This is a genomic window from Streptomyces sp. NPDC043876, assembly GCF_056435825.1.
In genome coordinates this window covers 126424-150261 of record NZ_JBWKDV010000002.1, presented here as the reverse complement: position 1 = coordinate 150261, position 23838 = coordinate 126424, and the positions used below count along the sequence as shown (strand labels likewise).

23 protein-coding genes are annotated in these 23838 nt (G+C 72.2%); 6 read left to right on the top strand and 17 right to left on the bottom strand.

From position 1 onward, the window contains the following. Positions 1-126: 126 nt before the first annotated feature. The 9 genes from AC0693_RS05850 to AC0693_RS05810 form a co-directional block, all read right to left on the bottom strand. Complete coding sequence (locus AC0693_RS05850) at positions 127-1236, bottom strand: 2-aminoethylphosphonate ABC transporter substrate-binding protein (protein WP_478801058.1); 1110 nt, start codon at positions 1234-1236, stop codon at positions 127-129. Positions 1237-1306: 70 nt separating this feature from the next. Then, on the bottom strand, positions 1307-2104 hold the full coding sequence (locus AC0693_RS05845; RefSeq protein ID WP_478801057.1) for an ABC transporter permease: 798 nt from the start codon (positions 2102-2104) through the stop codon (positions 1307-1309). Next, the gene (locus tag AC0693_RS05840) at positions 2091-3017 is read right to left on the bottom strand and encodes a 2-aminoethylphosphonate ABC transporter permease subunit (protein ID WP_478801056.1); all 927 of its coding nucleotides are present in this window, start codon (positions 3015-3017) and stop codon (positions 2091-2093) included. The genes AC0693_RS05845 and AC0693_RS05840 overlap by 14 nt, the downstream gene beginning before the upstream one ends. Further along, the gene (locus AC0693_RS05835) at positions 3010-4059 is read right to left on the bottom strand and encodes an ABC transporter ATP-binding protein (RefSeq protein ID WP_469333338.1); all 1050 of its coding nucleotides are present in this window, start codon (positions 4057-4059) and stop codon (positions 3010-3012) included. The genes AC0693_RS05840 and AC0693_RS05835 overlap by 8 nt, the downstream gene beginning before the upstream one ends. Further along, the gene (locus tag AC0693_RS05830; protein WP_469333337.1) at positions 4056-4793 is read right to left on the bottom strand and encodes a phosphonatase-like hydrolase; all 738 of its coding nucleotides are present in this window, start codon (positions 4791-4793) and stop codon (positions 4056-4058) included. The genes AC0693_RS05835 and AC0693_RS05830 overlap by 4 nt, the downstream gene beginning before the upstream one ends. A 5-nt stretch (positions 4794-4798) precedes the next feature. Next, a complete protein-coding gene (locus AC0693_RS05825) occupies positions 4799-5920 on the bottom strand; it encodes a TIGR03364 family FAD-dependent oxidoreductase (protein WP_469333336.1) in 1122 nt (373 codons plus the stop codon). 146 nt (positions 5921-6066) lie between these two features. After that, positions 6067-6825, bottom strand: a complete 759-nt coding sequence (locus AC0693_RS05820; protein WP_478801055.1) for a GntR family transcriptional regulator — start codon at positions 6823-6825, stop codon at positions 6067-6069. 223 nt (positions 6826-7048) lie between these two features. Further along, positions 7049-7951 (bottom strand): hypothetical protein, encoded by a 903-nt coding sequence (locus tag AC0693_RS05815; RefSeq protein WP_478801054.1) that lies wholly within the window; start codon positions 7949-7951, stop codon positions 7049-7051. Positions 7952-8093: 142 nt separating this feature from the next. Further along, positions 8094-9227, bottom strand: a complete 1134-nt coding sequence (locus AC0693_RS05810; RefSeq protein WP_478801351.1) for an ROK family protein — start codon at positions 9225-9227, stop codon at positions 8094-8096. 80 nt (positions 9228-9307) lie between these two features. Here AC0693_RS05810 and AC0693_RS05805 point away from each other — a divergent pair, with 80 nt between their 5' ends. Both AC0693_RS05805 and AC0693_RS05800 read left to right on the top strand, forming a co-directional pair. Next, positions 9308-10438 (top strand): Gfo/Idh/MocA family protein, encoded by a 1131-nt coding sequence (locus AC0693_RS05805; protein ID WP_478801053.1) that lies wholly within the window; start codon positions 9308-9310, stop codon positions 10436-10438. An 83-nt stretch (positions 10439-10521) separates the two neighbouring features. Continuing rightward, positions 10522-11592 (top strand): ALF repeat-containing protein, encoded by a 1071-nt coding sequence (locus tag AC0693_RS05800; protein ID WP_478801052.1) that lies wholly within the window; start codon positions 10522-10524, stop codon positions 11590-11592. Between the two features lie 224 nt (positions 11593-11816). On the opposite strand, the gene AC0693_RS05795 is transcribed toward AC0693_RS05800, so the two are convergent. The 6 genes from AC0693_RS05795 to AC0693_RS05770 form a co-directional block, all read right to left on the bottom strand. After that, the gene (locus AC0693_RS05795) at positions 11817-12674 is read right to left on the bottom strand and encodes a fumarylacetoacetate hydrolase family protein (protein WP_356404551.1); all 858 of its coding nucleotides are present in this window, start codon (positions 12672-12674) and stop codon (positions 11817-11819) included. Between the two features lie 122 nt (positions 12675-12796). Continuing rightward, positions 12797-13456 carry a YidC/Oxa1 family membrane protein insertase gene (locus tag AC0693_RS05790; RefSeq protein ID WP_478801051.1) on the bottom strand — a complete coding sequence of 220 codons (660 nt, stop codon included), beginning with the start codon at positions 13454-13456 and terminating at the stop codon, positions 12797-12799. Between the two features lie 181 nt (positions 13457-13637). Further along, entirely contained in the window at positions 13638-13949 is a 312-nt protein-coding gene (locus AC0693_RS05785) for a DUF6412 domain-containing protein (protein WP_356404547.1), read from the bottom strand. Positions 13950-14011: 62 nt separating this feature from the next. Then, positions 14012-15514 carry a sodium:solute symporter family protein gene (locus tag AC0693_RS05780; protein ID WP_478801350.1) on the bottom strand — a complete coding sequence of 501 codons (1503 nt, stop codon included), beginning with the start codon at positions 15512-15514 and terminating at the stop codon, positions 14012-14014. 38 nt (positions 15515-15552) lie between these two features. Continuing rightward, positions 15553-15738, bottom strand: a complete 186-nt coding sequence (locus tag AC0693_RS05775; RefSeq protein WP_356404545.1) for a DUF3311 domain-containing protein — start codon at positions 15736-15738, stop codon at positions 15553-15555. A gap of 65 nt (positions 15739-15803) precedes the next feature. Next, positions 15804-16670 (bottom strand): class E sortase, encoded by an 867-nt coding sequence (locus AC0693_RS05770; RefSeq protein WP_478801050.1) that lies wholly within the window; start codon positions 16668-16670, stop codon positions 15804-15806. 47 nt (positions 16671-16717) lie between these two features. Between AC0693_RS05770 and AC0693_RS05765 the strand changes: the two genes are divergently transcribed. Both AC0693_RS05765 and AC0693_RS05760 read left to right on the top strand, forming a co-directional pair. Next, positions 16718-17722, top strand: a complete 1005-nt coding sequence (locus tag AC0693_RS05765; protein ID WP_469333328.1) for a hypothetical protein — start codon at positions 16718-16720, stop codon at positions 17720-17722. A 129-nt stretch (positions 17723-17851) separates the two neighbouring features. Then, positions 17852-20995 (top strand): DEAD/DEAH box helicase, encoded by a 3144-nt coding sequence (locus AC0693_RS05760; RefSeq protein WP_478801049.1) that lies wholly within the window; start codon positions 17852-17854, stop codon positions 20993-20995. Between the two features lie 10 nt (positions 20996-21005). Here the strand turns inward: AC0693_RS05760 and AC0693_RS05755 are convergent, their stop codons facing one another. Both AC0693_RS05755 and AC0693_RS05750 read right to left on the bottom strand, forming a co-directional pair. After that, positions 21006-22076 carry a hypothetical protein gene (locus AC0693_RS05755; RefSeq protein ID WP_478801048.1) on the bottom strand — a complete coding sequence of 357 codons (1071 nt, stop codon included), beginning with the start codon at positions 22074-22076 and terminating at the stop codon, positions 21006-21008. Positions 22077-22382: 306 nt separating this feature from the next. Then, positions 22383-22940, bottom strand: a complete 558-nt coding sequence (locus tag AC0693_RS05750) for a GNAT family N-acetyltransferase (protein ID WP_356404535.1) — start codon at positions 22938-22940, stop codon at positions 22383-22385. A gap of 228 nt (positions 22941-23168) precedes the next feature. On the opposite strand from AC0693_RS05750, the gene AC0693_RS05745 reads away from it, so the two are divergent. Continuing rightward, complete coding sequence (locus AC0693_RS05745) at positions 23169-23333, top strand: hypothetical protein (RefSeq protein WP_478739549.1); 165 nt, start codon at positions 23169-23171, stop codon at positions 23331-23333. A 175-nt stretch (positions 23334-23508) separates the two neighbouring features. Next, positions 23509-23811, top strand: a complete 303-nt coding sequence (locus tag AC0693_RS05740; protein ID WP_468463176.1) for a hypothetical protein — start codon at positions 23509-23511, stop codon at positions 23809-23811. Positions 23812-23838 lie beyond the last annotated feature (27 nt).

Genomic DNA, 23838 nt, shown 5'->3' with positions numbered 1-23838 from the left:
CAGCGGCAGTTGGGGCGTGTTCGTGCGGCGGGTCCGGTCCCATCATAGGAGCGTTGGACCAGACCCGTTATGCGAACGTCACTCTTGCGGGAGCGGGTGAAGGGCGGGTGACCGAGGGGCTTCCGGTCAGCTGCCCGTGGCCGACTTCCACGCGTCCACGTACGCGGACAGGTTCTTGTCGATGTCGGCCCAGTCCGGCTCGAACACCTCGACGCCCCCCATGACCTTGGCCAGTTCGACGGCGTTGGCGTCGGTCGGCTTCACGTCGGCGCGCGCCGGGAAGCCGCCGCCGACCTCGCTGACCAGCTTCTGGGCGTCCTCGCCGAGGAGGTGGTCCAGGAGCTTCCTGCCGTTCTCGCTGTGCGGGCCCTTGGCCGTCAGCCCGGCCGCGTAGGGCAGTGCGAAGGTGGTCGGCTTGCCGCCGTCCCTGGCGGGGAACCACATGCCCAGGTTGGGCATGGACTTGGACTGGGCGAAGTTCATCTGCACGTCGCCGTTGGCGACGAGGATCTCGCCCTTGTCGGTCTTCGGAGCGAGCTTGCTGGTCGAGGAGGACGGGCCGACGTTGTTGCCCTGGAGCTTCTTCAGGTACTCCATCGCCGCCTCCTTGCCGCCGAAGTCGTGCATCGCCTTGACGAGCACGGCGGTGCCGTCGCCCGCGACGCCGGGGGTGGAGTACTGGAGCCGGCCCTTGAACTTCGGGTCCAGCAGCTGCTCCCAGGTGGTGGGGGCCCCGGTCAGCTCCTTCTTGTTGTAGACGAAGCCGAAGTAGTTGTTGACGACCGAGGTCCACTTGCCGTCGGGGGCCTTGTTCGCGCCGCTGACCTGCTCCGCGCCCTGCGGCGCGTACGACTGGAGCAGCCCCTTGCCGTCGGCCTGCTGGATGAAGGGCGGCAGGGTGATCAGGACGTCGGCCTGCGGGTTGGACTGCTCGCGGACGGCGCGCTGCACCATCTCGCCGGATCCGCCCTCCACGTACTTGACCTTGATGCCGGTCTTCTTGGTGAAGTCGGCGAAGACCCGGTCGTACCAGCCGTCGCCCTTCTCCCCCTTGAGGCCGTCGGCGCTGTAGACGGTGACGGTCTTCTCACCGCCTGCGGAGTCGGCGGCGGAATCGGCGGCGGAGGAGCCGCCGCAGGCGGTGAGGGCGGCGCCGAGGACGAGGCAGCCGGTGAGGGCGGCGAGCGGGCGCGGCAGGCTGCGGGGCATGCGGGACACGCGGGACACGCGGGACATGGGATTCCTTCGGGATGCGGGAGGGGCAGCGCTCAGCGGGAGCAGGAGCGCTCAGCGGGACCGGGAGCACTCAGCGGTAGGCGGCGCGGGTACGGACGCGGCCGACGGCCAGCAGCACCAGCAGGGTCGCGGCCATCAGCACGACGGCGACGGCGGAGCCGGTGAAGAGCGACCCGCGGTCGGTCGCGGTGAAGATCCGGACGGGCAGCGGCATCCAGTCCGGCGGGTAGAGCATCATCGTGGCGCTCAGCTCGCCCATGGACAGGGCGAAGCAGAGTCCGGCGGCCGCGGTGAGCGAGGGCAGCAGCAGGGGCAGCCGCACCCGCCACAGGACGTACGAGGGGCGCGCCCCGAGGCTGGCCGCCGCCTGCTCGTAGGCCGGGTCCAGCCGGACGATCGCGGCCGCGACGGACTGGTGGGCGAAGGCGGTGACGAGGACCGCGTGGGCCAGGACGACGATGGAGGGCGTGCCGTTGAGCAGGACCGGCGGGCGGCTGAAGGCCACGAGCACGGCCAGGCCGACGACCACGGACGGGACGGCGACCGGCAGCACGAACAGGGCGTCGAGCACCCGCTTCCCGCGCCTCCCCAGCCCGGCGGCGGCCAGCGCCGCCCAGGTGCCGACGGCGAGCGCGAGCAGGCTGGCCACGAGGGCGGTGACCACGCTGGTGGTGAGCGCCTGGAGGGATTCGCCCTGTACCGCCGCCGCGTAGTTCCCGGTGGTCGGACCGGAGGGGAAGGCTCCGGACCAGTGGGTGGCGAAGGAGGCGGCCACCACCACGAGCAGCGGCAGGGCGAACAACGGCAGGAAGAAGAGGCCGAAGGCGGCCCAGGCGGCCCAGCGGCCGGACTTGCTATGCACCAGCACGCTTGCCCACCACCCGGTAGAGGCCGAAGAGGCCGACGGAGATCGCGATGTTGACGACGGCGACCACGCAGGCGGCCGGGTAGTCGGATTCGAGGATGGCCTTGCCGTAGACCAGCATCGGCAGGGTGGTGACGCCCTTGGCGCCGGTGAACAGGACGATCCCGAACTCGTTGAGGCACATGACCAGCACCAGGCTGCCGCCCGCGCCGAGCGCCGGCAGGGCCTCGGGGAGGATCACCTTCCGGATGATCCGGCCAGGTCCCGCGCCGAGCGAGGAGGCCACCTCCAGCTGTGCGGTGTCCAGTTGGGTGAAGGCGGCGAGCAGCGGGCGCATTACGAAGGGCGTGAAGTAGGTGATCTCCGCGAGGAGGACGCCCCAGGGGGTGGTGAGGAAGTGGAAGGGTCCCTGCGCCGCGCCGGTGACGTCCGTCCAGAGGCCGTTGGCCATGCCGACCGTGCCGTAGAGGAAGAGCAGCGCGAGGGTGATGAGGAAGGAGGGGAAGGAGAGGAAGACGTCGATGAACCGGGCGACGGCCTTCGCGCCGGGGAAGGGCACGAAGGCGATGACCAGCGCGAGCCCGAAGCCGAGGAGCAGGCAGCCGGCGCTCGCTCCGACGGCCAGCCACACGGTGGTGCCGAGGGCCTCGCGGAAGGCGGTGGAGGCGAAGACCTTCCCGTAGGCGTTGAGGGCGCCGCCGCCGCCGTCCGGGGTGAAGGACTGCCGGGCGACCAGGGCCAGGGGGTAGAGGAAGACCAGGGCGAGCACGGCCACCGGCGGCAGGGACCACAGCCAGCGGGGAAGCGTACGGGGCGCCCGGGCGGTGGGCGGCACGTGGACGCCGGGCTCCGGGTTCGGGGCGGGGTCGGCGGCGGCCGGGGCGGGGACGGCGGTGCGGGCCGTGGTGTCAGCCATCGCCGACTCCCGCCGACAGCAGCACCGCGTCGCGCGGCTCGAAGTGCAGGGTGACGCGGTCGCCGAGGGCCGGGGTCTCGCGCAGCTCCGGCAGGTCCGCCGTGATCCGGTGGCCGTCCACGTCGACGTACAGCCGGTGCGTCGAGCCGCGCCACTGCACCTCGGTGATCCGGCCGCTGAGCGCGTTGGGGCCCTCGCCCAGGCCGAGCAGGTGCGGGCGCACGCACAGCGTGGCCTTCGCGCCGGGGGCCGCGCGGCCCGGGTCGAGCTCCAGGGTCCGCCCGGCGAACAGCGCGCCCCCGGCGGCGACCGTGACCGGCAGCAGGTTGGCGTTGCCGACGAAGGAGGCGGTGAACTCGGTGCGCGGAGCCCGGTACAGCTCCTGCGGGGTGCCGCAGTCCCGCAGCCGCGCCGCGTCCATGACCGCGATCCGGTCGGCCAGCGTGAGGGCCTCGACCTGGTCGTGGGTGACGTACAGGATGGACACGTCGGGCAGTTCCCGGTGCAGCCGCGCCAGTTCGGTGAGCATCCCGGACCGCAGCTGGGCGTCGAGCGCCGAGAGCGGTTCGTCGAGCAGCAGCACGCCGGGGCGGACGGCGAGCGCGCGGGCGATGGCCACGCGCTGCTGCTGGCCGCCGGACAGCTCGCGCGGATAGCGCCGGGCGTAGGCGGCCATGCCGGTCATCTCCAGCGCCTCGGCGACCCGGCCGGGTATCTCGGCGCGGGGCGCCTTGCGGGCCTTGAGGCCGAAGGCGACGTTGTCCTGGACCCGCATGTGGGGGAAGAGCGCGTACTGCTGGACGACCATGCCGATGCCGCGCCGGTGCGGCGGGAGCGCGGTGACGTCCCGCTCGCCGAGGAAGATCCGGCCCGAGGCGGGGCGCACGAAGCCGGCGACCGCCCGCAGCGCCGTGGTCTTGCCGGAACCGGAGGGGCCGAGCAGCGCCATGACCTCGCCCGGCTCGACGGTCAGGTCGAGGGAGTCCAGGACGGTGGTCCCGCCGTAGGCGACCGAGACCGCGTCGAAGCGGATGCCGCTCACGCGGCGCCCGCCGGGCCCAGCAGGGCGGGGAGTTCGGCGATCGAGCCGAGGACGTGGGTGGCGCCGTGCGCGGTGAGCGCCGCCCGGTCGTGCGCCCCCGTCAGCACGCCGGCCACGATCCCGGCGCCCGCGCGCCGCCCGCTGAGCATGTCGTACGCCGTGTCGCCCACGACGACCGCCTCGCGCACGTCGGCCACCGCGCCGGTGCGCAGGAACGCGGCCAGCACCATGTCCGGGTACGGGCGCCCGCGGCCGCCCGCGTCGGCGGGGCACAGGGTGAGGTCGGCGAGGTCGCGCCAGCCGAGGGCGTCGAGGATGGCGTCCTGGGTGACGCGGGCGAAGCCGGTGGTCAGGACGACGGTGCGGCCCTCGCCGCGGAGCCGCTCGATGGTCTCGCGGGCTCCGGGCAGCGGTGCGACGAGACCGCCGTCGACGAGTTCGCCGTAGGCCTCCTCGAAGGCGGCGTTGGCGCGCCGGGCGAGCTCCTGCGTGCCGAAGAGGTGCCGGAAGACGGAGATCTTCGACTCGCCCATGGTGTCGCGGACGTAGCGGAGCTTCTCCGCGTGGTCGGCGGAGCCGGGCTCGACGCCGAGGGACTCGGCGGCGCGCTCGAAGGCCCGCTCGACGAGGCCGCCGTCGGCGACGGTGGTGCCGGCCATGTCGAGGACGACGAGGTCGCGGCGCGGGGCCGGGCCGGTGGAGTCGGTGGTGCTGTTGTTCTCGGTGTCGGTCATGTCGGTCACCAGCCCAGTTCGTTCGCGGTGGTTTCGGCTATGGCGGGCGAGCAGGTCATGCCCCGGCCGCCGGGTCCGGTCACCAGCCACACGCCGTCCCGCACCTGCTGGCGGTGGACGACGCGGGTGGTGTCGGTGCACTGCGCGTACACGCCCGCCCAGCGGTGGCGCACCTTCGGCAGCGGGCGGCCCAGGAAGGACTCCACGACCCCGGTGAGGTGGTCGTAGGGCTCGTCGAGGGTGTCGAAGGCGAAGGGGTGTTCGTACTCGTGGGTGTCGCCGATGGTCAGGCCGCCGTCGCTGCGCTGCACCATCAGCAGCTGCATCTTGTGCGCGGCGGCGACGGGCGCCTGGGCCTGCTCCGCGTTGAGCGCGTCGAGGGCCCCGCTCCGGTACGCCGGGTAGTAGCGGAAGCTGTCGGGGTCGGCGACGGAGGTGGTCAGCGGCTCGCCGAGCGGCTCGGTCTGCATCATCTGGAGCCGGACCCGGCGCACGGGCAGGTCCGGTGCCAGCTCGCGGACCAGCCCCGAGAGCCAGGCGCCGGTGGCCAGGACGACGGCGTCGCCGCGGTGGACGTCCCCGTGGTCGTCGCGGACGGCGCCTGGGCCGGTCACCTCGCGGACCTCGCGCCCGGGCAGGAAGGTGTAGCGGCCGGAGGCCCGCAGCGCGGCGCGCAGATGGAGCTGCGCGGTGCGCGGTTCGACGGCCGCGTCCCGCTCGCACCACAGCGCCGCCTCGAAGGCGCCGCGCAGGGCCGGGTTGATCACCCGTGCTTCGGCGGCGGTGAGCAGGGCGTAGCCGCGGGCGGCGGCGTCGGGGCGGGCGACGGCCGCCTCGGCGACCGCGTACTCGCGGGCCGTGCGCAGGGGGGTGAGGGATCCGATGGCGCGGAAGCCCAGGCCGGGGACGCGTTCCCCGATCCGCTCCCAGAGCTCGCGGGCCCGCAGCGCCGTGTCCAGCTCCGCACCGCCGGCCCGTCCGCTGACCCATATCTGGCCGAAATTGCGCAGCGAGGCGCCGCGCGCCTCGGCTTCGCGCTCGATCTGGACGACCTCGTGGCCGCGTTCGACTGCTTGCCAGGCGTGCATGGTGCCGACCACGCCGCCTCCGATGACTATGACTCTCACCCGGCCCACGGTGTCCGCGACCCGTGGCCCGGGAGGATCCGCCAGGCGAAGCACCGGTGAACAGCCCCCGACGATTGGACCAGACCCGTTATGATTCCGTGATCGCATGGCACCCAGTTGTACCGTGTTCGCGCGTGCTGCGCCGCCTACTCGGGGCGCAGGTGTGTCGTGAAGCTGAACCGGTCGCCGCGGTAGAGGGAACGCACCCGCTCCAGCGGCCGCCCGTCCTGGTCCCGCGAGAAGCGGTGGATCAGCAGCATCGGCAGCGCGGGCGGCGTCCCGATGAGCAGCGCCTCGCGCGGGGTGGCCAGGACCGTCTCCAGCTTCTCGTCGGCGTCCCCGAAGGCGATGCCGAGCCGCTCCCGGAGGTACCCGTAGAACGAGGAATCCGGCTGGAATTCGCTGTCCAGGCGGGGTGCGCGGGCCACGCGGAGGTACGTGCTCTCCAGCCCCACCCGCTCGTCATCGGCCAGCAGCACCCGCTCCAGGTGCCATACGGGCTCCCCGGGCGCGGCGCCGATGCCGGGCGCGAGGTCGGGCGGGCAGGGGAACCGCTCCAGCCCGATCAGGTTGCGGCCGGGCCGGCGCCCCTGGCGGCGGACCCCCTCGGTGTAACTGGCGAGGGAGAGCGGCTGCTCCAGCTTCGGCCCCGCGACCACGGTGCCGCGCCCGGCCCGGCGCAGCCGCCCTTCTAGCAGCAGCTCGCGGAGCGCCTGCCGGACGGTCTCGCGCGCCACCTCGTACCGCTCGGCGAGATCCCGCTCGGTGGGCAGCACACCCCCCTCGCCCAACTCCTCGACCAGCTCGGAGACCCGGGCCTTGACGGCGTAGTACTTGGGGATGCGCCCGTGCTCGGGAATCCCGGATCGAACGGGCGAACCGGGACGGTGCGAAATCGATTCCACCCTGGGACTGTACGGGGCCCCTGGCCGGGCCGAGCAGCAGCGGCAGCACGGACCGCAGCGATTCCAGCCCCGCCGGCGTTTGAGGCGGACCCACACCCGCGCGCGACTCCGAGACGGGCACCCCCACCCCAGCCCCGCCGGCGCCGGCAGCGCAGCACGGACCGCAACAATCTCAGCCCCGCCGGCGTTTGAGGCGCCCCCGGAGGGCAGACGGAGCCGCACCCTAAGCCGTACGCCCGCTCCCCCCACGCAAGCGCCGCGCCAACAGCACCAACCCTCCACCCACCGCAACGGCCCCCACCGCACCGCCCCCGTACACCCACTCCCGCTCCCGCTCCGCCCCACGGGCAGCACCCCCACCCCCGACCCCCGTCTCGGCAAGGACCCCGGCCCCGGCGGCACCGGCACCGGCACCGGCCTCCCCCTCGTCCTCCTCAGCGTCGGCCCCCACCCCGGCCCCCGCCTCCAGCGGATCCAACGGATCCTGCGGCCCCCGCGGCCCCTCGACAGAGAACCGGTACCCCCCGCTGTCCCCGACCCAGTCCCCGTCATCCCCCTTGCGCTGGACCAGCGCGGCATCGGCCACCACTTCCCCGGCGGGCGCATCGGCCGCGAAGGCCAGCCGTACCTTGACCGTGGCGGAGCCGCCCGGCCCGACGGTGAACCCCGGGAACGCCTCCCCGCCGTCGAAGACGGCGATGACCTCGTCCCGGTCCGTGCCCTCCAGGCTCACGGGGAAGGTGGTCCCCCGCGCGTCGAACTCCATCCGCAGATGGGCCGGCCGCAGGCTCCGCGTCTTGTCCGTGAAGACGACCACGGGGTGGATGGCGGTGCACGCGGAAGCGGTGGTGTTGGTCAGGTCCAGGTACCAGGTCTGCGGCGCTGCGCCGATCCGGTAGACGGCGGGACCGCCGCGGATCCGGGCCCCGATGGGGAAGGCCGTGCTGACGCCGTCGCCACAGGTGGCCCTGGCCCCCGAGGGCAGCGCGGGCGCGGGCCGGGCCCCGCCACCGCCGGGCGGCGCGGGCGCGGCCACCGCGGCCGCCGCGGGCAGGGCGGCCGGTCCGGAGAGTCCCGATACGGCCACCAGGGCCGCGGTGAGTGCAAGGGCTTTGCGCAGTCGCATGGGAGGCCTTCGCTGGCTCGCCGGAAGATGATCTGACGAAGCGACGATCACCCCGCCTTGGCCGCACCCTGCCATGCCGCCACGCTCCCCTCCTGCCGCCGCGCCCCGCCGGCTCCGACGAACCCCCGATCGGCGCACGGCGTCACGCTCCCCCGAAGAGGGGGGCCAGGACCAGTTCCGCGGCGCCCTCGGCCACCCCGCCCGGGGCCCGCTCCACCCGCGCCGGTTCCCCGCCGAGGGCGCGGGCCGCCAGTACCGTACGGACCCCCTCGACGAACACCTGCGGCGCGGCCGCCACCACGCGCCCGCCCAGCAGCACCCGGTCCACGTCCAGCAGCGCGACCAGGTTCGCCGCGGCCTCCCCCAGCACCCGCGCGGCCCGGGCGAGGTCCCCCCGCGCCACCGCCTCCAGGCACAGCGCCTCCGCACAGCCGCGCGCCCCGCACCGGCACGGGGGGCCGTCCAGCAGCAGCACCTGGTGCCCGAACTCCCCCGCGCCCGACCTGCTGCCCCGGTAGACCTGGCCGCCGAGCCGCAGCCCCGCGCCCAGCCCCGTGCCCACGTGCAGGTACACCGAGCTGCCGGAGCCCGGACCGGCGCCCGCCGCGCCCGCGTTGGTGTCCTTGTCCACGACCACCGGCAGCCCGAGGCGCTCCTCCAGCGCCGCCCGCAGCGGGTAGCCCTCCCAGCCGGGGAAGCCGGTCACCCGCCCGAGCACCCCGGTGCGGTGGTCCAGCGGCCCGGGCGCGGCGACCCCGACGCCCGCCGACGATCCGCCGCCCGGCCCCTCGGGGGCCGCCCCGCGCTTCCCCGACCCGCCCGCGCGGGCCCGTACCACCGCGTCCGCGACCGCCGCGACGACCGCGTCGGGGTCGGCGCCGAAGTCCAGCGGCCGGCGCTCCTCGGCCACCACCCGCCCCAGCAGGTCCACCCGCACCACGCGCAGCTCGTCGCGGTCCAGGTGCGCGCCCACGGCGTACCGCGCCCCGGGAACGAGGCGGAGCAGGGTGCGCGGTTTGCCCCCGGTGGAGGCGCCGCGGCCCGCCTCCGCGACCATGCCCTCCGCCGTGAGCCGCGCCGTGATCTTGCTGACGGCCTGCGGGGTCAGGCCCGTACGGGCGGCCAGTTCGCCGCGGCCCGGCCCGGCCTCGCCGCGCAGGCCCGCCGCGCGCAGCAGGCTCAGCACCAGCGCGGCGTTGTGCCCGCGCAGCCCGGACAGGTTCGCTCCGCCGCCGTTCGGGGGGCCCGTACCGCCCGCGCCGTCCGTGCCGCTCATGCCGTCCCCGCTGCCCCTGATCACCCGGCCATTGTCCACCCTCCTTGCACTTAGGCAACAGTGTTGCCAAAGTGGACTCCATGGCTACCACCACCTCTCCCGTCCCGCCCGCCTCGTCCACCCGCCCCCTCCGGGTCGGGCTGATCGGCTACGGACTCGCCGGTTCCGTCTTCCACGCGCCGCTCGTCGCCGCGACCGACGGGCTCGTCCTCGACACGGTCGTCACCTCCGACCCGGCCCGCGGGGAGCAGGTGCGCGCCGAATTCGCGGACGCGCACGTCGTCCCCTCCCCGGACGCGCTGTGGGAGCGTGCCTCCGAGCTGGACCTGGTCGTCATCGCCTCCCCCAACAAGACCCACGTCCCGCTCGCCACGACCGCGCTGACCGCGGGTCTCGCCGTGGTCGTCGACAAGCCCCTCGCCGCCACCGCCGCGCAGGCGCGCGAACTCGCCGCACTGGCGGACCGGACCGGAACCTTCCTGTCCGTCTTCCAGAACCGCCGCTGGGACAACGACTTCCTCACCGTGCGCCGCCTGATCGAGGACGGCGAACTGGGCGAGGTCCAGCGCTTCGAGTCCCGCTTCGAGCGCTGGCGCCCCCAGCTCAAGGGCGGCTGGCGCGAGTCGGGCGCCCCGGAGGAGGTCGGCGGCCTGCTGTACGACCTCGGCAGCCACGTGGTCGACCAGGCGCTGGTGCTGTTCGGCCCGGCCGTGCGCGTGTACGCGGAGGCGGACGTCCGCAGGCCGGGCGCACGGGCGGACGACGACACCTTCATCGCGCTCACCCACGCGAGCGGCGTCCGCTCCCACCTCTACGTCAGCGCGACGACGGCCCAGCTGGGCCCCCGCATGCGCGTGCTCGGTTCCGCCGCGGGCTACGTGAAGTACGGCCTCGACCCGCAGGAGGCCGCCCTGCGGGAGGGCAAGCGGCCCGGCGTGGACCTGCCGTGGGGCGTGGAGCCCGAGGACTGCCGGGGCCGGATCGGCTCCGGCGAATCCCCGCTGACCGGCGGCGGGCGGCCGGTGCCGACCGAGCCCGGCGACTACCCGGCGTACTACGCGGCGGTCGCCGCGGCGCTCCGTGACGGTGGCCCGGCTCCGGTCACGGCGCGGGAGGCGGCGGACTGCCTGGAGGTGCTGGAGGCCGCGCGGCGCTCGTCCGACGAGGGGCGTGCGGTGGACATCTCACCCGGAGCCACTGCTTCCGCCTGAAAATGGACCGGGCGGGTGATCATCACACCGTAAGCTGTGGAAAACCTATGATCATCACAGTTGCGAAGAGTGGGTATCCCCAAGTGAAGTTGTCCCGGATCGCATCGGCCGTCGCCGCGGCCGCCATCGCCCCGGCCGTCCTCTTCTCGGCGCCGGCCTTCGCCGCTGACGCCCCGACGGCGGCGGGGGCGGCCGCCCCCGCCGTGTCGACGCCCGCCGGCACCACGGCCGGTGAGCCCGCGAAGGACGGCAAGCCGGCCGACGGCTCGGACCAGGCCGCGGCCGACCGCGCCCTGATCGAGAAGATCCTGGCCGACCCGAACAGCGGCGTCGGCGTGCGCGAGTACGCCGAGAAGGCTCTCAAGGGCACGGCCGCGGAAATGCGGCACTTCCTGGCGGTCGAGTGGGGCCGGCAGCAGTTCGACGACGACCGCGTGCGGGTCTCGCGGCTGATCGGCACGGGCGGCAAGGCCGTCCAGCGCGAGGGCAAGAAGGCCATGCTGGCGGGGACCCAGGAAGCACTGACCGAGTTCCTGAAGACCGGGCAGCACACGGCGCGGCTGGAGGACGACCGCGTCGAGCTGGCCACGCTGCTCCAGGGCGCCGGTCCCGGCCTGACCGAGGGCATCCAGAAGGTCCTCTCGAACGGCACCCCGGCGCAGATCCGCGAGTTCGTGACCACCAGGCAGCACGAGCTGCGGGACGACGACAACGCCGTCCTGATCTCGCGGATGCTGAACGCCAACCCCGGTCCCGAGCTGAAGAAGGCCGCGCAGGCCGCCCTCAAGGGCAGCGCGAAGGACCGTGCCGAGTTCCTGAAGACCGGGCAGTTCACGGCCCGCGAGAAGGACAAGCAGGCCGGCCACGGCACGCCGACGGACGGCAAGGACCAGGGCAAGGACCCCGCCACCGGCGCGGGCACCGGCAAGGACAAGGACAAGCCGAAGGACGGGGCGGGCAAGCCCGTCGCCACCCCGGCGGCCGGCGGGTCCGGCGCCAACGCCGCCGCCCCGGCGGGCGGCAGCGGCCCGCTCGCCTCCACCGGCAGCGGCTCCGAGACGCCGTGGATCGTCGGCGGCAGCGCACTCGCCCTCGCGGCGGGCGCGGGCCTGGTCCTGGCGGCACGCCGCCGCGGCGCCTCGACCCGCGGCTGAACGCTCCGGAAACGAGCACGGACCCTGGCACGTACGAGGAGGGGCGGGCCCGCCGACCACGGCGGCCCCGCCCCTTTCGCATGCCGACCGGACCACGAGGCGGGCGCGGGGCGCCCAGGCGAAGGGGCGCTCAGGCGCGAGGCGCCCAGGCGTAGGGATGCTCGGGCCCGGGGCGCCCAGGCGTAGGGCGCCCCAGGCGCGGCGGCGCCCAGGCACCGGGACGCTCAGGCGCTCTTGAACTCCTGGCGCTGGCGGCCGAGCTTCTCGATCTCCAGCTCGACGACGTCACCGGCCCGCAGGAACGGCTTGGGTTCCGGCTGCCCCATGGCCACACCGGCCGGGGTGCCGGTGACGATGACGTCGCCCGGGTGAAGGGTCATGAACCGGCTCAGGTACCGCACGACCTCGCCGACCGGGAAGATCTGGTCGGAGGTGGCGCCGTCCTGCTTCAGTTCGCCGTTGACCCACAGCTTCACGTCCAGGACCTGCGGGTCCGGGATCTCGTCGGCGGTGACCAGCCAGGGGCCGAGCGGGGTGAAGGTCTCGCAGTTCTTGCCCTTGTCCCAGGTGCCGCCGCGCTCGATCTGGAACTCGCGCTCCGACACGTCGTTCGCGAGCAGGTAGCCGCCGACGTGGGCCAGCCCTTCCTCGGCCGAGGCGAGGTAGCGGGCCGTGGCGCCGATGACGACGCCCAGCTCCGCTTCCCAGTCGGTCTTCACGCTGCCGCGCGGGATCAGCACGGTGTCGTCGGGCCCGACCACCGTGTCCGGGGCCTTGAGGAACACGATCGGCTCGGCGGGCGCATCGGCGCCGACCTCCGCCGCGTGGGCGTGGTAGTTCAGGCCGATGCCCACGATCTTGCCGATCCGGCCGACGGGCGCGCCGACCCGCAGGCCCTCGGCGTCCAGGGCCGGGAGCCCTCCGGATGCCGCCGCCTCCCGTACGCGGGACAGCAGGGCGTCGTCGGCGAGCAGCGCGCCGTCCACATCCGTGATCAGGCCGGACAGGTCCCGAAGGGTCCCGTCCCGGTCGAGCAGCGCGGGGCGCTCGGCACCCACCGGTCCGACACGCAGCAGCTTCATGGGCATTCTCCCGTGGTCGTGGGTGGTCGGCCCGCGGGCGTGCCCCGGGCCGGCCGATGGGTTGCGGCCATCGGAGGATTGGTCGATCCTCCAAGATGTCCACCCAATCCGCAAGACCCTGTTCACACACTGGAACGCCCGGCTCCGGCCCGGCGGCGCTGGAGCCAGGCCCGCTCCGCCACGGTCCAGGCCGTGGTGGCCACGAGGTAGAGACCGGCGGCCAGCGGCACCATGGCGGCGGTGATCAGCGTGCCGAAGGAGAGCAGGGGCAGGACGCCGGTCAGCTTGCGCAGCGCCTCCTGCTGCTCCGCGGGCACGGTGGCGGGCAGCTCGGGGCCGCTGCCCGAACGGGCGGCCCGCCGGCCCCGTACGGCACTCCACGCGGCGACGGCCGCGATGGCGGCGAACACGCCGAGGAACACCAGCCCCGGCGCCCCGAACGGGCCGCCGTCCGCGAGTGCGTCGGTCCACCGGGCTCCCAGCGGCGCCGCGAACAGCCGCTCGTCCAGCAGCCCGCTGTCCCTGGACGTGAACGCCCGGTACATGAAGAAGAACACCGGCAGCTGCACCAGGGCGGGCAGGCACCCGGCCGCCGGGGTCGCGCCCCGGAAGGCGGCCCGGCTCAGCGGGTGCAGGGCGAGCCGGACGAGCACGGTGAACAGCACGATCGCGGCAGCGGTCGCGGCCGGCGCCGCCACCGGGTCCAGCAGCCGGGCGAGCGCGGCGACGGGTTGCGCCACGCCCTGCGTGAGGGCATGGGCGAGCGGGGTGAGTACGGACACGGGGTCCCTCCGGGAGGTCACGTCGAGCGTCGAAAGATGCGTGAGGTGCATTTCGGCGTGACGGACCGCGCGGGGGCGCATGTGCCGGGGGGGGGCACGATGGTGTGGCACGCGCCGTGGTGGAGCACGTGCAGTGGTGGGGCGCGGGGCTCGGAAAGCCTCGCCGTCCCGGGGAACGCCCCTACGCGGCCGTCGGGACGGACCGCCCGGGCGCCCTGGGCCGGGAGCGGCCGGAGGCGTCGGGATCGCGCTGCGGCAGGAAGGCCGTGCGCTGCTCGCGATCACGGATCGCGGTGCGTATTCGGGTGGGCGGCACGGGCGGGGCGCACCGCGCCAGCAGCGCCGCACAGCCCAGCACCGCGGCGCCGACGGCGGCCGTGGCCGCGAAGGCGACGGCGGCGCTCAGCCCGCCCTCCCCGAGGGAGGACCCCAGGAGCAGCGTGAAGAGCCCGGTGAGCAGGACGACGCTCAACAGCCCGCGGACTCGCGTCATTCGACCCACCCCCCTCGCACACGTCCCGGATCCGATACGGCTTCGATACGGCGCTTCACAGCCTAACGCGGCCCACTGACAACGGGGTCAGCGGCCAGCACATCCGCGTCCGGCCGCCCGTCCGCCTCCCGCGGCCCCAGCCACGCCACCCCCAGCGCGACCGCCAGGTTCAGCCCGAGCGCGACCATCCCCGCGTTCACCCCCCGCACCGGGTCGTTGCCCGTGAAGACGAGCCCGCAGACGACCGCGACCCCGACCACCAGCCCGCTCACCGCCGCGGCCAGGGTCAGCCGCCGCCACACCAGCCCCAGCAGCAGCATCGGAACCAACTGCGCCATTCCCTCGTAGGAGATGAGCGAGAGCCGCACCAAGGTGTTCGGCGCCGTGTACGTCATCACCAGGGCCAGCGCCCCGGCCACCACCACGACCACCTGCGAAGCCGACTTCTGCCGCTCCCCCGCACTCCACCGGGGGACCAGCGACAGCACGCTGCGCCCCCACATCGTCCCGATGACCAGCATGAACACCGCCATCGGCACGATCGACGACAACGCCGCCGCGACCCCGATGACCCCCACCGCCCACGCGGGCAGCGAGTCGACGATCAGCTCGAAGAGCGCGAGGTTGGAATCCGCGCCGGTCAGCCCCGGCACGACGAACAGCGCGGCCATCCCCAGCAGCATCGGCACGAACAGCAGCACGTTGTAGGCGGGCAGCAGGATGGCGTTGCGCCGCAGCGCGTCGGCGTCGCGGGCGCCCAGGTAGCCCGCCACGGTGGTCGGGAAGATGACCACGGTCAGCGCGTTGAGCACGGAGGTCGACACGAACCACCCCGTCCCGAGGCCGCCCCCGCCCCCGCCCGCGCCCCCGCCGGGCAGCGTCAGCCACTGGGGCCGCTCCGCGACCAGCCGGTCGAACAGCTCCCCGTAGCCGCCGAAGTAGTGCACCGGCACGTACACCGCGAGGAAGCCCAGCGTCCCGATCACCAGCACGTCCTTGAGCACCGACACCCACGCGCTCCCGCGCAGGCCGCTGACCACCACGAAGCCGGTGGTCACGGCGAAGGCGACGAAGTACGCCCACTCCAGCGGGACGGCGCCGTAGGTCACCGTCGTGACCACCACCCCCATCCCGGTGATCTGGAGCTGGATGTACGGCAGCAGGAACACCGTCGCCAGCACCGCGACCGCCGCGCCCAGCCAGGGTCGGCCGTACCGGTGCGCGACCATGTCCGAGATCCCGACCAGGGCGTGCCGGCGCGCGTAGTCCCACAGCAGGGGCCCGACGACGTAACCGACGGCGTACCCGCAGGACATGTAGGCGACGACGTACATCACGGGCGCGCCGTAGTTGTAGCCCCAGCCCGCCGCGCCCAGATAGCTGAAACTGGTGTAGCCCTCGCCCGCCATCAGCACCCAGATGAAGACCGTGCCCAGCGACCGCCCGCCCACCGACCACTCGGCGAGCCCGCCCCCACCGCCACCGGCCCCCTTCCCGTTCCCTCCGTCGCTTCCGCCGCCCCGCCCGCGCACCGCGAAGAGGCCCAGCGCCACGGTCGCCACCATGGACACGGCGAAGAGGGAGGTGGCCACGGCCGCCGGGCTCACCGGTGATCACCGCGCCAGGCCAGCCAGACGGCGAGCGGCGTGACCAGGGTCGCCCCGACGCACCACACGAGGAGGAACGGCACCCGCCCGAAGGCGAGCGGTTCCACCCGGTTCACCAGGGGCAGCACACCGAGGAAGAGCACGAAGGGCGCGGCGAGCCACACCAGCTGAGGACGTTTCACCCGTTTCGGACACACGGCCCCACGGTAGACGCACCCTCCCCACCCTTACCCCGGCGCCTCTCCCCTCACCCCTTCAACTTCCCCCACACCACGAGCCGGTACGTGGAGGTGTACTCGGGGGTGCAGGTCGTCAGCGTGAGGTACGCACCGGCCTCGACGTACCCGTAGGAGGGGTGGACCGCGCTCCGCGGCACCGGGGCGATCACCCCCGCGTCCCGCGCGGTCGTCTCCGCGAGCACCTGGTCCACGACGTACGTGTACCGCGCGCCCCGCGCCTCGACCTGGATCTCGTCCCCGGCCCGCAGGCGGTTGACGTACCGGAAGGGCTCCCCGTGCGTGTTGCGGTGCCCCGCGAGGGCGAAGTTCCCCCGCTCCCCGGGCTGCGCGGTCCCCTGGTAGTGCCCCGCGTACCCCTTGTCGAGGACCGCCGCCTTGGACACCCCCTGCGCGACCGGCACGACCAGCCCCAGCCGCGGGATGCGCAGCACGGCGTACGCCTGGGACGCGGCCGGCGGCGTCCCCCGGCCGGCCGGCCCCGCGGCGGGCGGCGCCGCGCTCCCGGCGCCCGCGCCGGAGGAAGCGGACGCGGAGGGCGCCTCCGGGGGCGGGCCGTCCGCATCCGCCCCGGGTCCGGCGCCCTCACCCGCGGCGGTCGGGTCAGGTGCGTCAGACGCGTCGGACGCGTCAGGGACCGCCGGATCGTCCACCGGTCCGCCCCACTCCCGCTCCAGCGCCCGCACCTGCTCCCGCGCCCCGGCCACGGCCTCCCGGTTCGTCCACCACACCAGGTGCACCACCAGCAGCAACAGCACCACGCCCACGGTGACCGCCAGCTCGGCGCAGCTCCACAGCACCCGCGCGGTCCCCCCGCGCCGCGCCCGCCGACCGCTCCCCTGCACCACGACAGGTATGTGATCCCGCACGGCCCGCACCTTAAGTCCTGCCCCACCAACTGACCAGCGGCAGTACGGTGTGAACCATGCGCCCCGACACGCCTGCCGAGCACATCGCCGAAGCCGAGCGCCTCATCCGCACGGCGAACCGCTATCCCGAGGACCAGGAGCCGCTGCTCCTGCAAGCCGCGGCCCACCTCGAACTGGCCGACGTACGCGACAGGGCGAGCGCGCTCTACGACCAACTCCTCTCCGGCAACCCGGCCGACATCCACCTGATCAAGGCGCTCCAGGCCGCGAACCTGTGGGAGTACGGGCACGAGGCCGAGGCCCGCGCCCTGATCTCCGGCATCCGCACGGCGGCCCCGGACGACCCGGCGCCCTGGGAAGTCATCGCCGAGACCCTGGAGAACCACGACGAACTCGACGCCGCCCACGAGTGCTTCACCCAGGCCGCCCACCTGCTCATCACGGACGAGGAACCCCTCACCGCCTCCACGACGGCGCTCCTCACGGGCCGCCACCGCGTCCGCCGCCTCCTCGGGCTCGCCCACGACGACTGGGACATGGTCGCCGACACCCGCCACACGGGCCCCATCCCGCTCGACGAACTCCACGACCCCAAGCGCATCTGGGCCCTGGGCTCCGACGACCCGGCGGAACTGCGCGCCGAGATCGCCCGCCTGCGCGCCGAACTCGGCGACCGCCGCGCCGCGCTCTCCCGCCCCTTCCCGGTGGCCCTGCTGCACTGGCCCCTCGACGAACTGACCGAACTCCTCGCGTCGTACCCGACCCTGGCCTCGGAGTACCCCTCGCACGCCGCGCACCTGACGGACATCGAGACCTCCCTGCGCGCCCTGGCCGCCTCGGGCACCACGAACCTCGGCATCGTCACCGCGAGCGTCCCCTCGTACGAGGCCTTCGCCGCCTCCGAGAAGACCTCCCCGGCCTCCCCGAGCCTCCTGGCCGAATACGCCACCACCCTCGCCGCCCGCGGCAAAGCCACCCCCTGGCCCCCCTCCCCCACCACCCCCTGCTGGTGCGCCTCCACCAAGCCCTACGCCACCTGCCACGGCGCCCCGCTCGGCTGACGAGATCGAGCCATTCTTCGCCTGTTTCTCAGCAAGTGGGTTTCGAACTGGCATGCATTCCGACGGTTTTGACGGCTGTGGTTGATAGAACCAGGGCAGCATTCACTCTGCCGTCGAGGAGACTCCGTCATGTCTGGTTCGTTCCCGAGCCCTCGGAGGCCGGCCACCGGCCTCCACGAGACCCTCATCACGACGGGCCTCGAGACTCAGTTGGCGGAGATCATTGCCGCTGGACGAGTCGTCATACGCAAATCCGTCAGCGACGACTCGTCCGCGCAGGTCCTTACACGTCATGTGGCCGACGCAGTCGCTCGGGCGCTAGAACAATTGGAACCTAGCGAGCAAGTCAAGACTGCCAACGAGCTACTCAGACATCTCGGCAACCTGACTGGGTCCAATGATCTAGCGAGCGTCATCGCGGCAGGGCCGTCCCAACTACTTGCTGTCGCGGAAGAGGGAGCGGCCGATCCCTACAGAGTGCGGCCCACCACTCCGCTCTCCGAATCCGCGTTGATCACCAACGCGCCCGAAGAGCCCAACCTTGGGACTGAGCTGCGAGCCGAGCTGGCTACGGCGGACCACATCGACCTCTTGTGCGCCTTCGTCAAGTGGACCGGCCTGCGAGTGTTGGACCAGCAGCTCAGAGCAGCGGCTGATCGTGGAGTTCCCATACGGGTCATCACGACGACATATATCGGCGCTACCGAGCGCGGCGCCCTGGATCGACTCGTCCGCGACTTCAATGCCGAAGTAAAGGTTAATTACGAAGTTCGCTCGACCCGCCTCCACGCAAAAGCTTGGCTCTTCAGGCGACGAAGCGACTTCAATACCGCTTACGTCGGAAGTTCCAATCTTTCCAGAGCGGCGCTTCTCGATGGCCTGGAATGGAACGTCCGCCTGTCTTCCATCTCTACCCCTGCACCCATGCAGAAATTCGAATCCACCTTCGAGTCCTACTGGGCTCACCACGCCTTCGAGCCCTACGACCCCGACCGCGATGGCGACCGGCTGGACAAGGCGCTACAGGCGGCTCGAGGTATCGACTCCGGAAATCGACAGGCCGCCTACAACATCAGTCATGCAGGCGAGTTTGATCCCTATCCGTACCAGCGTGACATGCTGGACCGCTTGGAAGCCGAGCGCATCCTCCATGACCGGCATCAGAACTTGCTCGTCGCCGCGACCGGGACGGGGAAGACCGTCATGGCGGCCTTGGACTTCAAGCAGCTGCGAAAAAGACTTGGCCACGACCTACGCCTGCTATTCGTCGCCCATCGCCGGGAAATTCTCGATCAATCACGGCGAACATATCGCCGCATTTTGAACGATGAAGCATTCGGCGAGCTGTTTATCGGCGGAGAAAGTTCGATCGACCAGGGACATGTCTTCGCGAGCGTGCAATCCCTGCATGCTCGCACACTGGATCAAATTCCACCTACCTATTTCGATGTGATCGTCATCGATGAATTCCATCACGGAACGTCGGACACCTATCGAAAAATTCTTGACCACTTTGAACCAACAGAGTTCCTCGGCCTCACTGCCACCCCGGAACGCGCGGACGGACTCGTCATCCAGGATGAATTCTTCGACGGCAAAATTTCCGCCGAAATGAGACTGTGGGAAGCCCTGGAGAACGACCTTCTGAGCCCCTTTCATTACTTCGGGATCACGGACGATACGGACATGACAGCCATCGCGTGGAAGCGAGGCGGATACGACGTGTCGGCGTTGAGTGAGCTTTTTACCGATAATGAGAAGCGGGCCGAACTGGTCCGCAACGCTCTCCAAGACAAGCACACCAATCCCGACGAGATGCGCGCCTTGGGCTTTTGCGTCTCCGTGAAACATGCTCACTTCATGGCGGATTTCTTCGTGCGTTCCGGATATCGAGCAGTGGCCCTATCAGGCAACACCCCGGAACCAGAGCGCCGCACAGCGCTGGAAGACCTGAGAGAAGGTCGCCTGCATGTGATTTTCTCAGTGGACCTACTGAACGAAGGACTCGACATCCCTGATGTGGACACACTGCTACTCCTTCGACCCACGTCAAGCGCTACGGTGTTCCTCCAACAACTCGGCCGGGGTCTACGGCGCAGCGCGAGCAAACCCGTCCTGACGGTTCTCGACTTCATCGGGCAACACCGGAAAGAGTTCCGATTCGAGGAACAGTTCCGGGCTCTTACCAACCTAACCGGACAGCGCCTCCTCAGTTCCATCAGAGATGATTTTCCACTCTTGCCTTCCGGGTGCGAGATCATCCTTGAGCCGAAGTCCAAAGAATTGATTATCGGCAATATCAAAGAGCAACTAAAAGCCAACGTCACCAAACTGGCCAGAGAAGTCGCCACCTACGGAACGCGCAACCTTTCCGAGTATCTAAAAGAAAGCGGCCGAAGCATTCAGGATGTTTATCGCGGCGGCAAAGGGTCTTGGACCTATCTACTTCGTCAGGCCAAACTGATCACCAGTCCTGCACACCTTGACGAGGTAGAACTACTGAAGCGCATCCCTGCTTTTCTCCACGTTGACGATCCGAAACGCTTTCGCGCGTACACCGACCTACTCGCGGACGACGCACCGCTCTATGAGCAGCTCGACACCGAGAATCAGGCATTCGCCCGGATGTTCTTCTTCTCTTTGTGGCCCCTAGGTGGCACGTTCACCACCTACCAAGACGGCTTGAGCGCCATCCGGGCACACCGGGACTTTCGTGACGAGCTGAGGCAGGTACTTGCCTACACGTTCCAACAGGCGGACCACCTGCCCATCCGCATGACCGGGTATCCCTCCGATTTCCCTCTCACTATTCATTCCTCCTACAGTCGCGAGGAAGTACTCCCAGCTCTGGGCATTTCAAATCTCGGCGGCTTCCTTCCCGGACATTTTCAGGAAGGAGCCAGGTGGTGCCCCGAAATAAACTCAGATGCCCTCTTCGTTACGCTCGACAAACAAGAGAAGGATTTCTCTCCTCAGACACGATTCAAGGATTACGCGATGAGCGAATCGACGTTCCATTGGGAATCTCAAAATAGGACGTCTGAAACCTCCGCCACGGGTATGCGGTACCAGACGCACAAGAGCCGCGGTTCGCACGTGCTGCTCTTCGTTCGCCGCTACAAGACGAACGACATCGGTCGACCGTACCCTTCGATTTTCCTGGGACCCGCCGACTACATCCGGCACGAGGGCAGTAGCCCCATGGCCATCGAGTGGCGTCTCCACCACCCCTTGCCAGCCGACGTGTGGTCGTATTCCACACCCGCCGGCTAGGTCGGCGGGCTCACCCGGGTAGGAAAAGGGAGAGCTGCTGGTGGCCGCGGGCCGTGGCTGTGGGTGGGGTGTGGCGGGGGGTGGTGAGGGACAGGAGGGTGCGCAGGGCTTCGGTGACTTCCGTGGGGGTGTCGCGGATCATCGACGGGGTCGCGCTGACCACCAGGACGCCGTGGGCCTCCAGGCGCAGGCGGCGGCGCAGGGTGGCGTGCCAGGAGTCGCGCGTGTAGTGGTACTCCGCCGAGTCGATCTCCAGGGCCACGCCCTCGTCCGGCCAGTACGCGTCCGGGCTCGCCAGGAAGGCGCCGTCGCGGGTGTACAGGCGGGCGTTCCACAGCGGGGTCGGCAGGTCCGTGGCCGTCAGGGTGTCGCGGGCCCGGGCCTCGGCGATCGAGCGGACCCCGGCCACCAGTTCGGCGGCCGCGCCGCGGACCGCGGGGCGGCCCAGGGTGCGGGAGGCGCGGAGTTCGCCGTGCAGGTCGTGCGGGTGGCACCAGCCGGCCTGGACCACGTTCGCCAGGACGGAGCGGACCAGGCCCGGGGCATCGGCCCGGGCCGCGAAGTCGGCGGCCGCGCGCACGGGGCGGGTGGTCGGGATGCCGGAGACGGTGATCGTCGCGGGCCAGCGGGAGGTGGTCAGGGTCCGTACCCCGGGGGCGGGCGTGACCGTACGCGGGGCCCGGACCAGGACGTCGAGGGGGGTCGCCGGGGCGTCCCGTACGCCGATCAGCGCGAGGGCGGCTCCGCCGGTGAGGGCGGCCGCCGTCCCGCCGAGCGGGTCGTCCCCGGCGGGCGGGGCGGCGTACAGGACGGCGGAGAGGGCGCGTTGGCGGCTGTCTGGTGGCCCTGTCTGGAGGAGGTAGACCCGCGGCAGCAGCCGCTGCCAGGGCCCGTCGGGGCGGGTGCGCCCGGCGATGGTGGCCGGCGGGATCCGAGCGGCCTTGAGCTGGTGGTAGGTCGCCAGGTTCGACTGGCGGCGCGCGAGCGACGCGAGGGACTCGCCGTGCGGGCCGACGGGGGCGGTGTGGGTGGTGTGGGTGGCGGGGGTCGTCCGCGCGGTCGCGGTGGGTTCGGTGATCATGCCCCCGATATGCCCGTCGGGGCTGCCGCGAAGCATCGGCCTCCCGGGGGCTCGGGCCGCTGTGGGAGCGGGCGCACGGGTGGCTCAGCGGCCCGGGTCGGGCGGCCGCCGAGGACACCGAAGCCATCAGCGGTCCCGGCCGTGCGGGCGGGAATCCGGACGTCGGGGCGGGCGGTCGTCAAGGCGTGGCACTTAAACCGCCCGCGTAGCCGGGGATCAGGACTACGCCGTGGCCGACGGGAGCAGTCGGCCGCCGAGGCGGCCACCTCGGCCCCTCCGGCCGGGGCGGTCGGCGCGCCGGTCGGGTCAGGCCGCCGCCGAGGCCGTCGTGGCTTCCGGGTGGTCCGGGGAGAGGAAGACGATCACGGCGTTCTCGGTGCCCGGGAGGGGGGTCACCTCGTGCCAGCCGAGGCGGCGGTAGGTGGCGACGGTGTCCGTGGCGGCGCGGGCCGTGAGGAGCCAGGCGCGGCGGTCGGGGGCGTCGGCGGTGATCTCGGCCAGCAGGGCGCGGCCGGTGCCCTGGCCGCGGGCGTGGCGGCGTACGGCGAGTTCGTCCACCTCCAGCGCGTCGACCAGGAGCCGCCGGACGCGGGGGCGGCCGAGCTGGGCCGTGACCTGGGCGTAGCCGCGGTCGGCGGGGAAGGGGGCGCGGGTCAGCCAGGCGGTGGCGAAGCCGTCGATGCCGGTCGCGGTCTGGGCGAAGGCGGTGCGGAAGCCGCGTCGGCGGGTGTCGGACTGCAGGCGGGCCGCGAACTGACGAATGGTTTCTTCGCCTTCGTTCCACGGGGGGCCCGAGAAGACGTCGGCGTAGGTGTCGACCAGTTCGTCCGTCAGGTCGAGGACGGCCGGTCCGTAGCAGATCACGGTTGTCCGCTCCTGGGGTGGGTTGGGTGGTTTCTCTCCTGCGGAGAGCGAATCTACGCCCCCGCGGTTGCCTGGTGTGGCGCATGCCTCGATCGGGAGGTTCCCGGCGGATCCCGGCGTTCCCGGCAGATCCGCGGTCGTGCCGTGTCAGGGGCGGGGGCGCGGGCGTTGTCACGGTGGTGGCGCCCGTGCCGTGGGCCCGCTTCGTCGAGGGAGGTACGGACGGTCGTGGACGGATTCCTGCGCGGGCTCGGCGTGTGTGCGGTGGCGTTCTTCCTGGTCCTGGGGGTGGTGGCCATGCTGCCGCCGGGCGTGCCGCACGGCGTCGTCGGCGGGGCCGTGCTGCTCGGCGGGGCCGTGGGGGCTCGCCGGGTCGTACGGCGGTCGCGCTAGCCGTACGTGCGCCCCCGTCCCGCGCCGTTTCGCGCCCCCACCCCGGCGCCCGTGCCGCGTCGGCCCCTCACGCCGTCCCGACCGCGCGCCGCGTTAGCCTCGTGTGAGTCGCGGCGGGAAGTGGACGCCGCGCGGAGCAGCAGCGTAGGGCGTTCGAACGGCGGAGGGAATGGACATGGCAGCACGGGTACCGACCTCGGTGGTGGCCGCGGCAGGACTGGTCGGCGGCTACGCCGTCGCGCGGTGGACGCGCAAGCGCCCGCTCGGCGGCGTCGTCCTCGGTACGGCCGGACTCGTCGCGGGGCGCGAATGGCACCGGCGGGCGGGCGCCCCCGCGGCGGCCGGGCTCGGCGCGCTGTACGTCGCCGGCTTCGCCGGATCGCACCCGCTGGCCAAGAAGATCGGCGCCTGGCCCGCGGTCTTCGGCGTGGCCGGGGTCGTGGCCGCCGCCTCCTGGGCCGTCGCCGACCGGGCGTAAGCCGACGCTCCGGGCCCCGCGAACCGA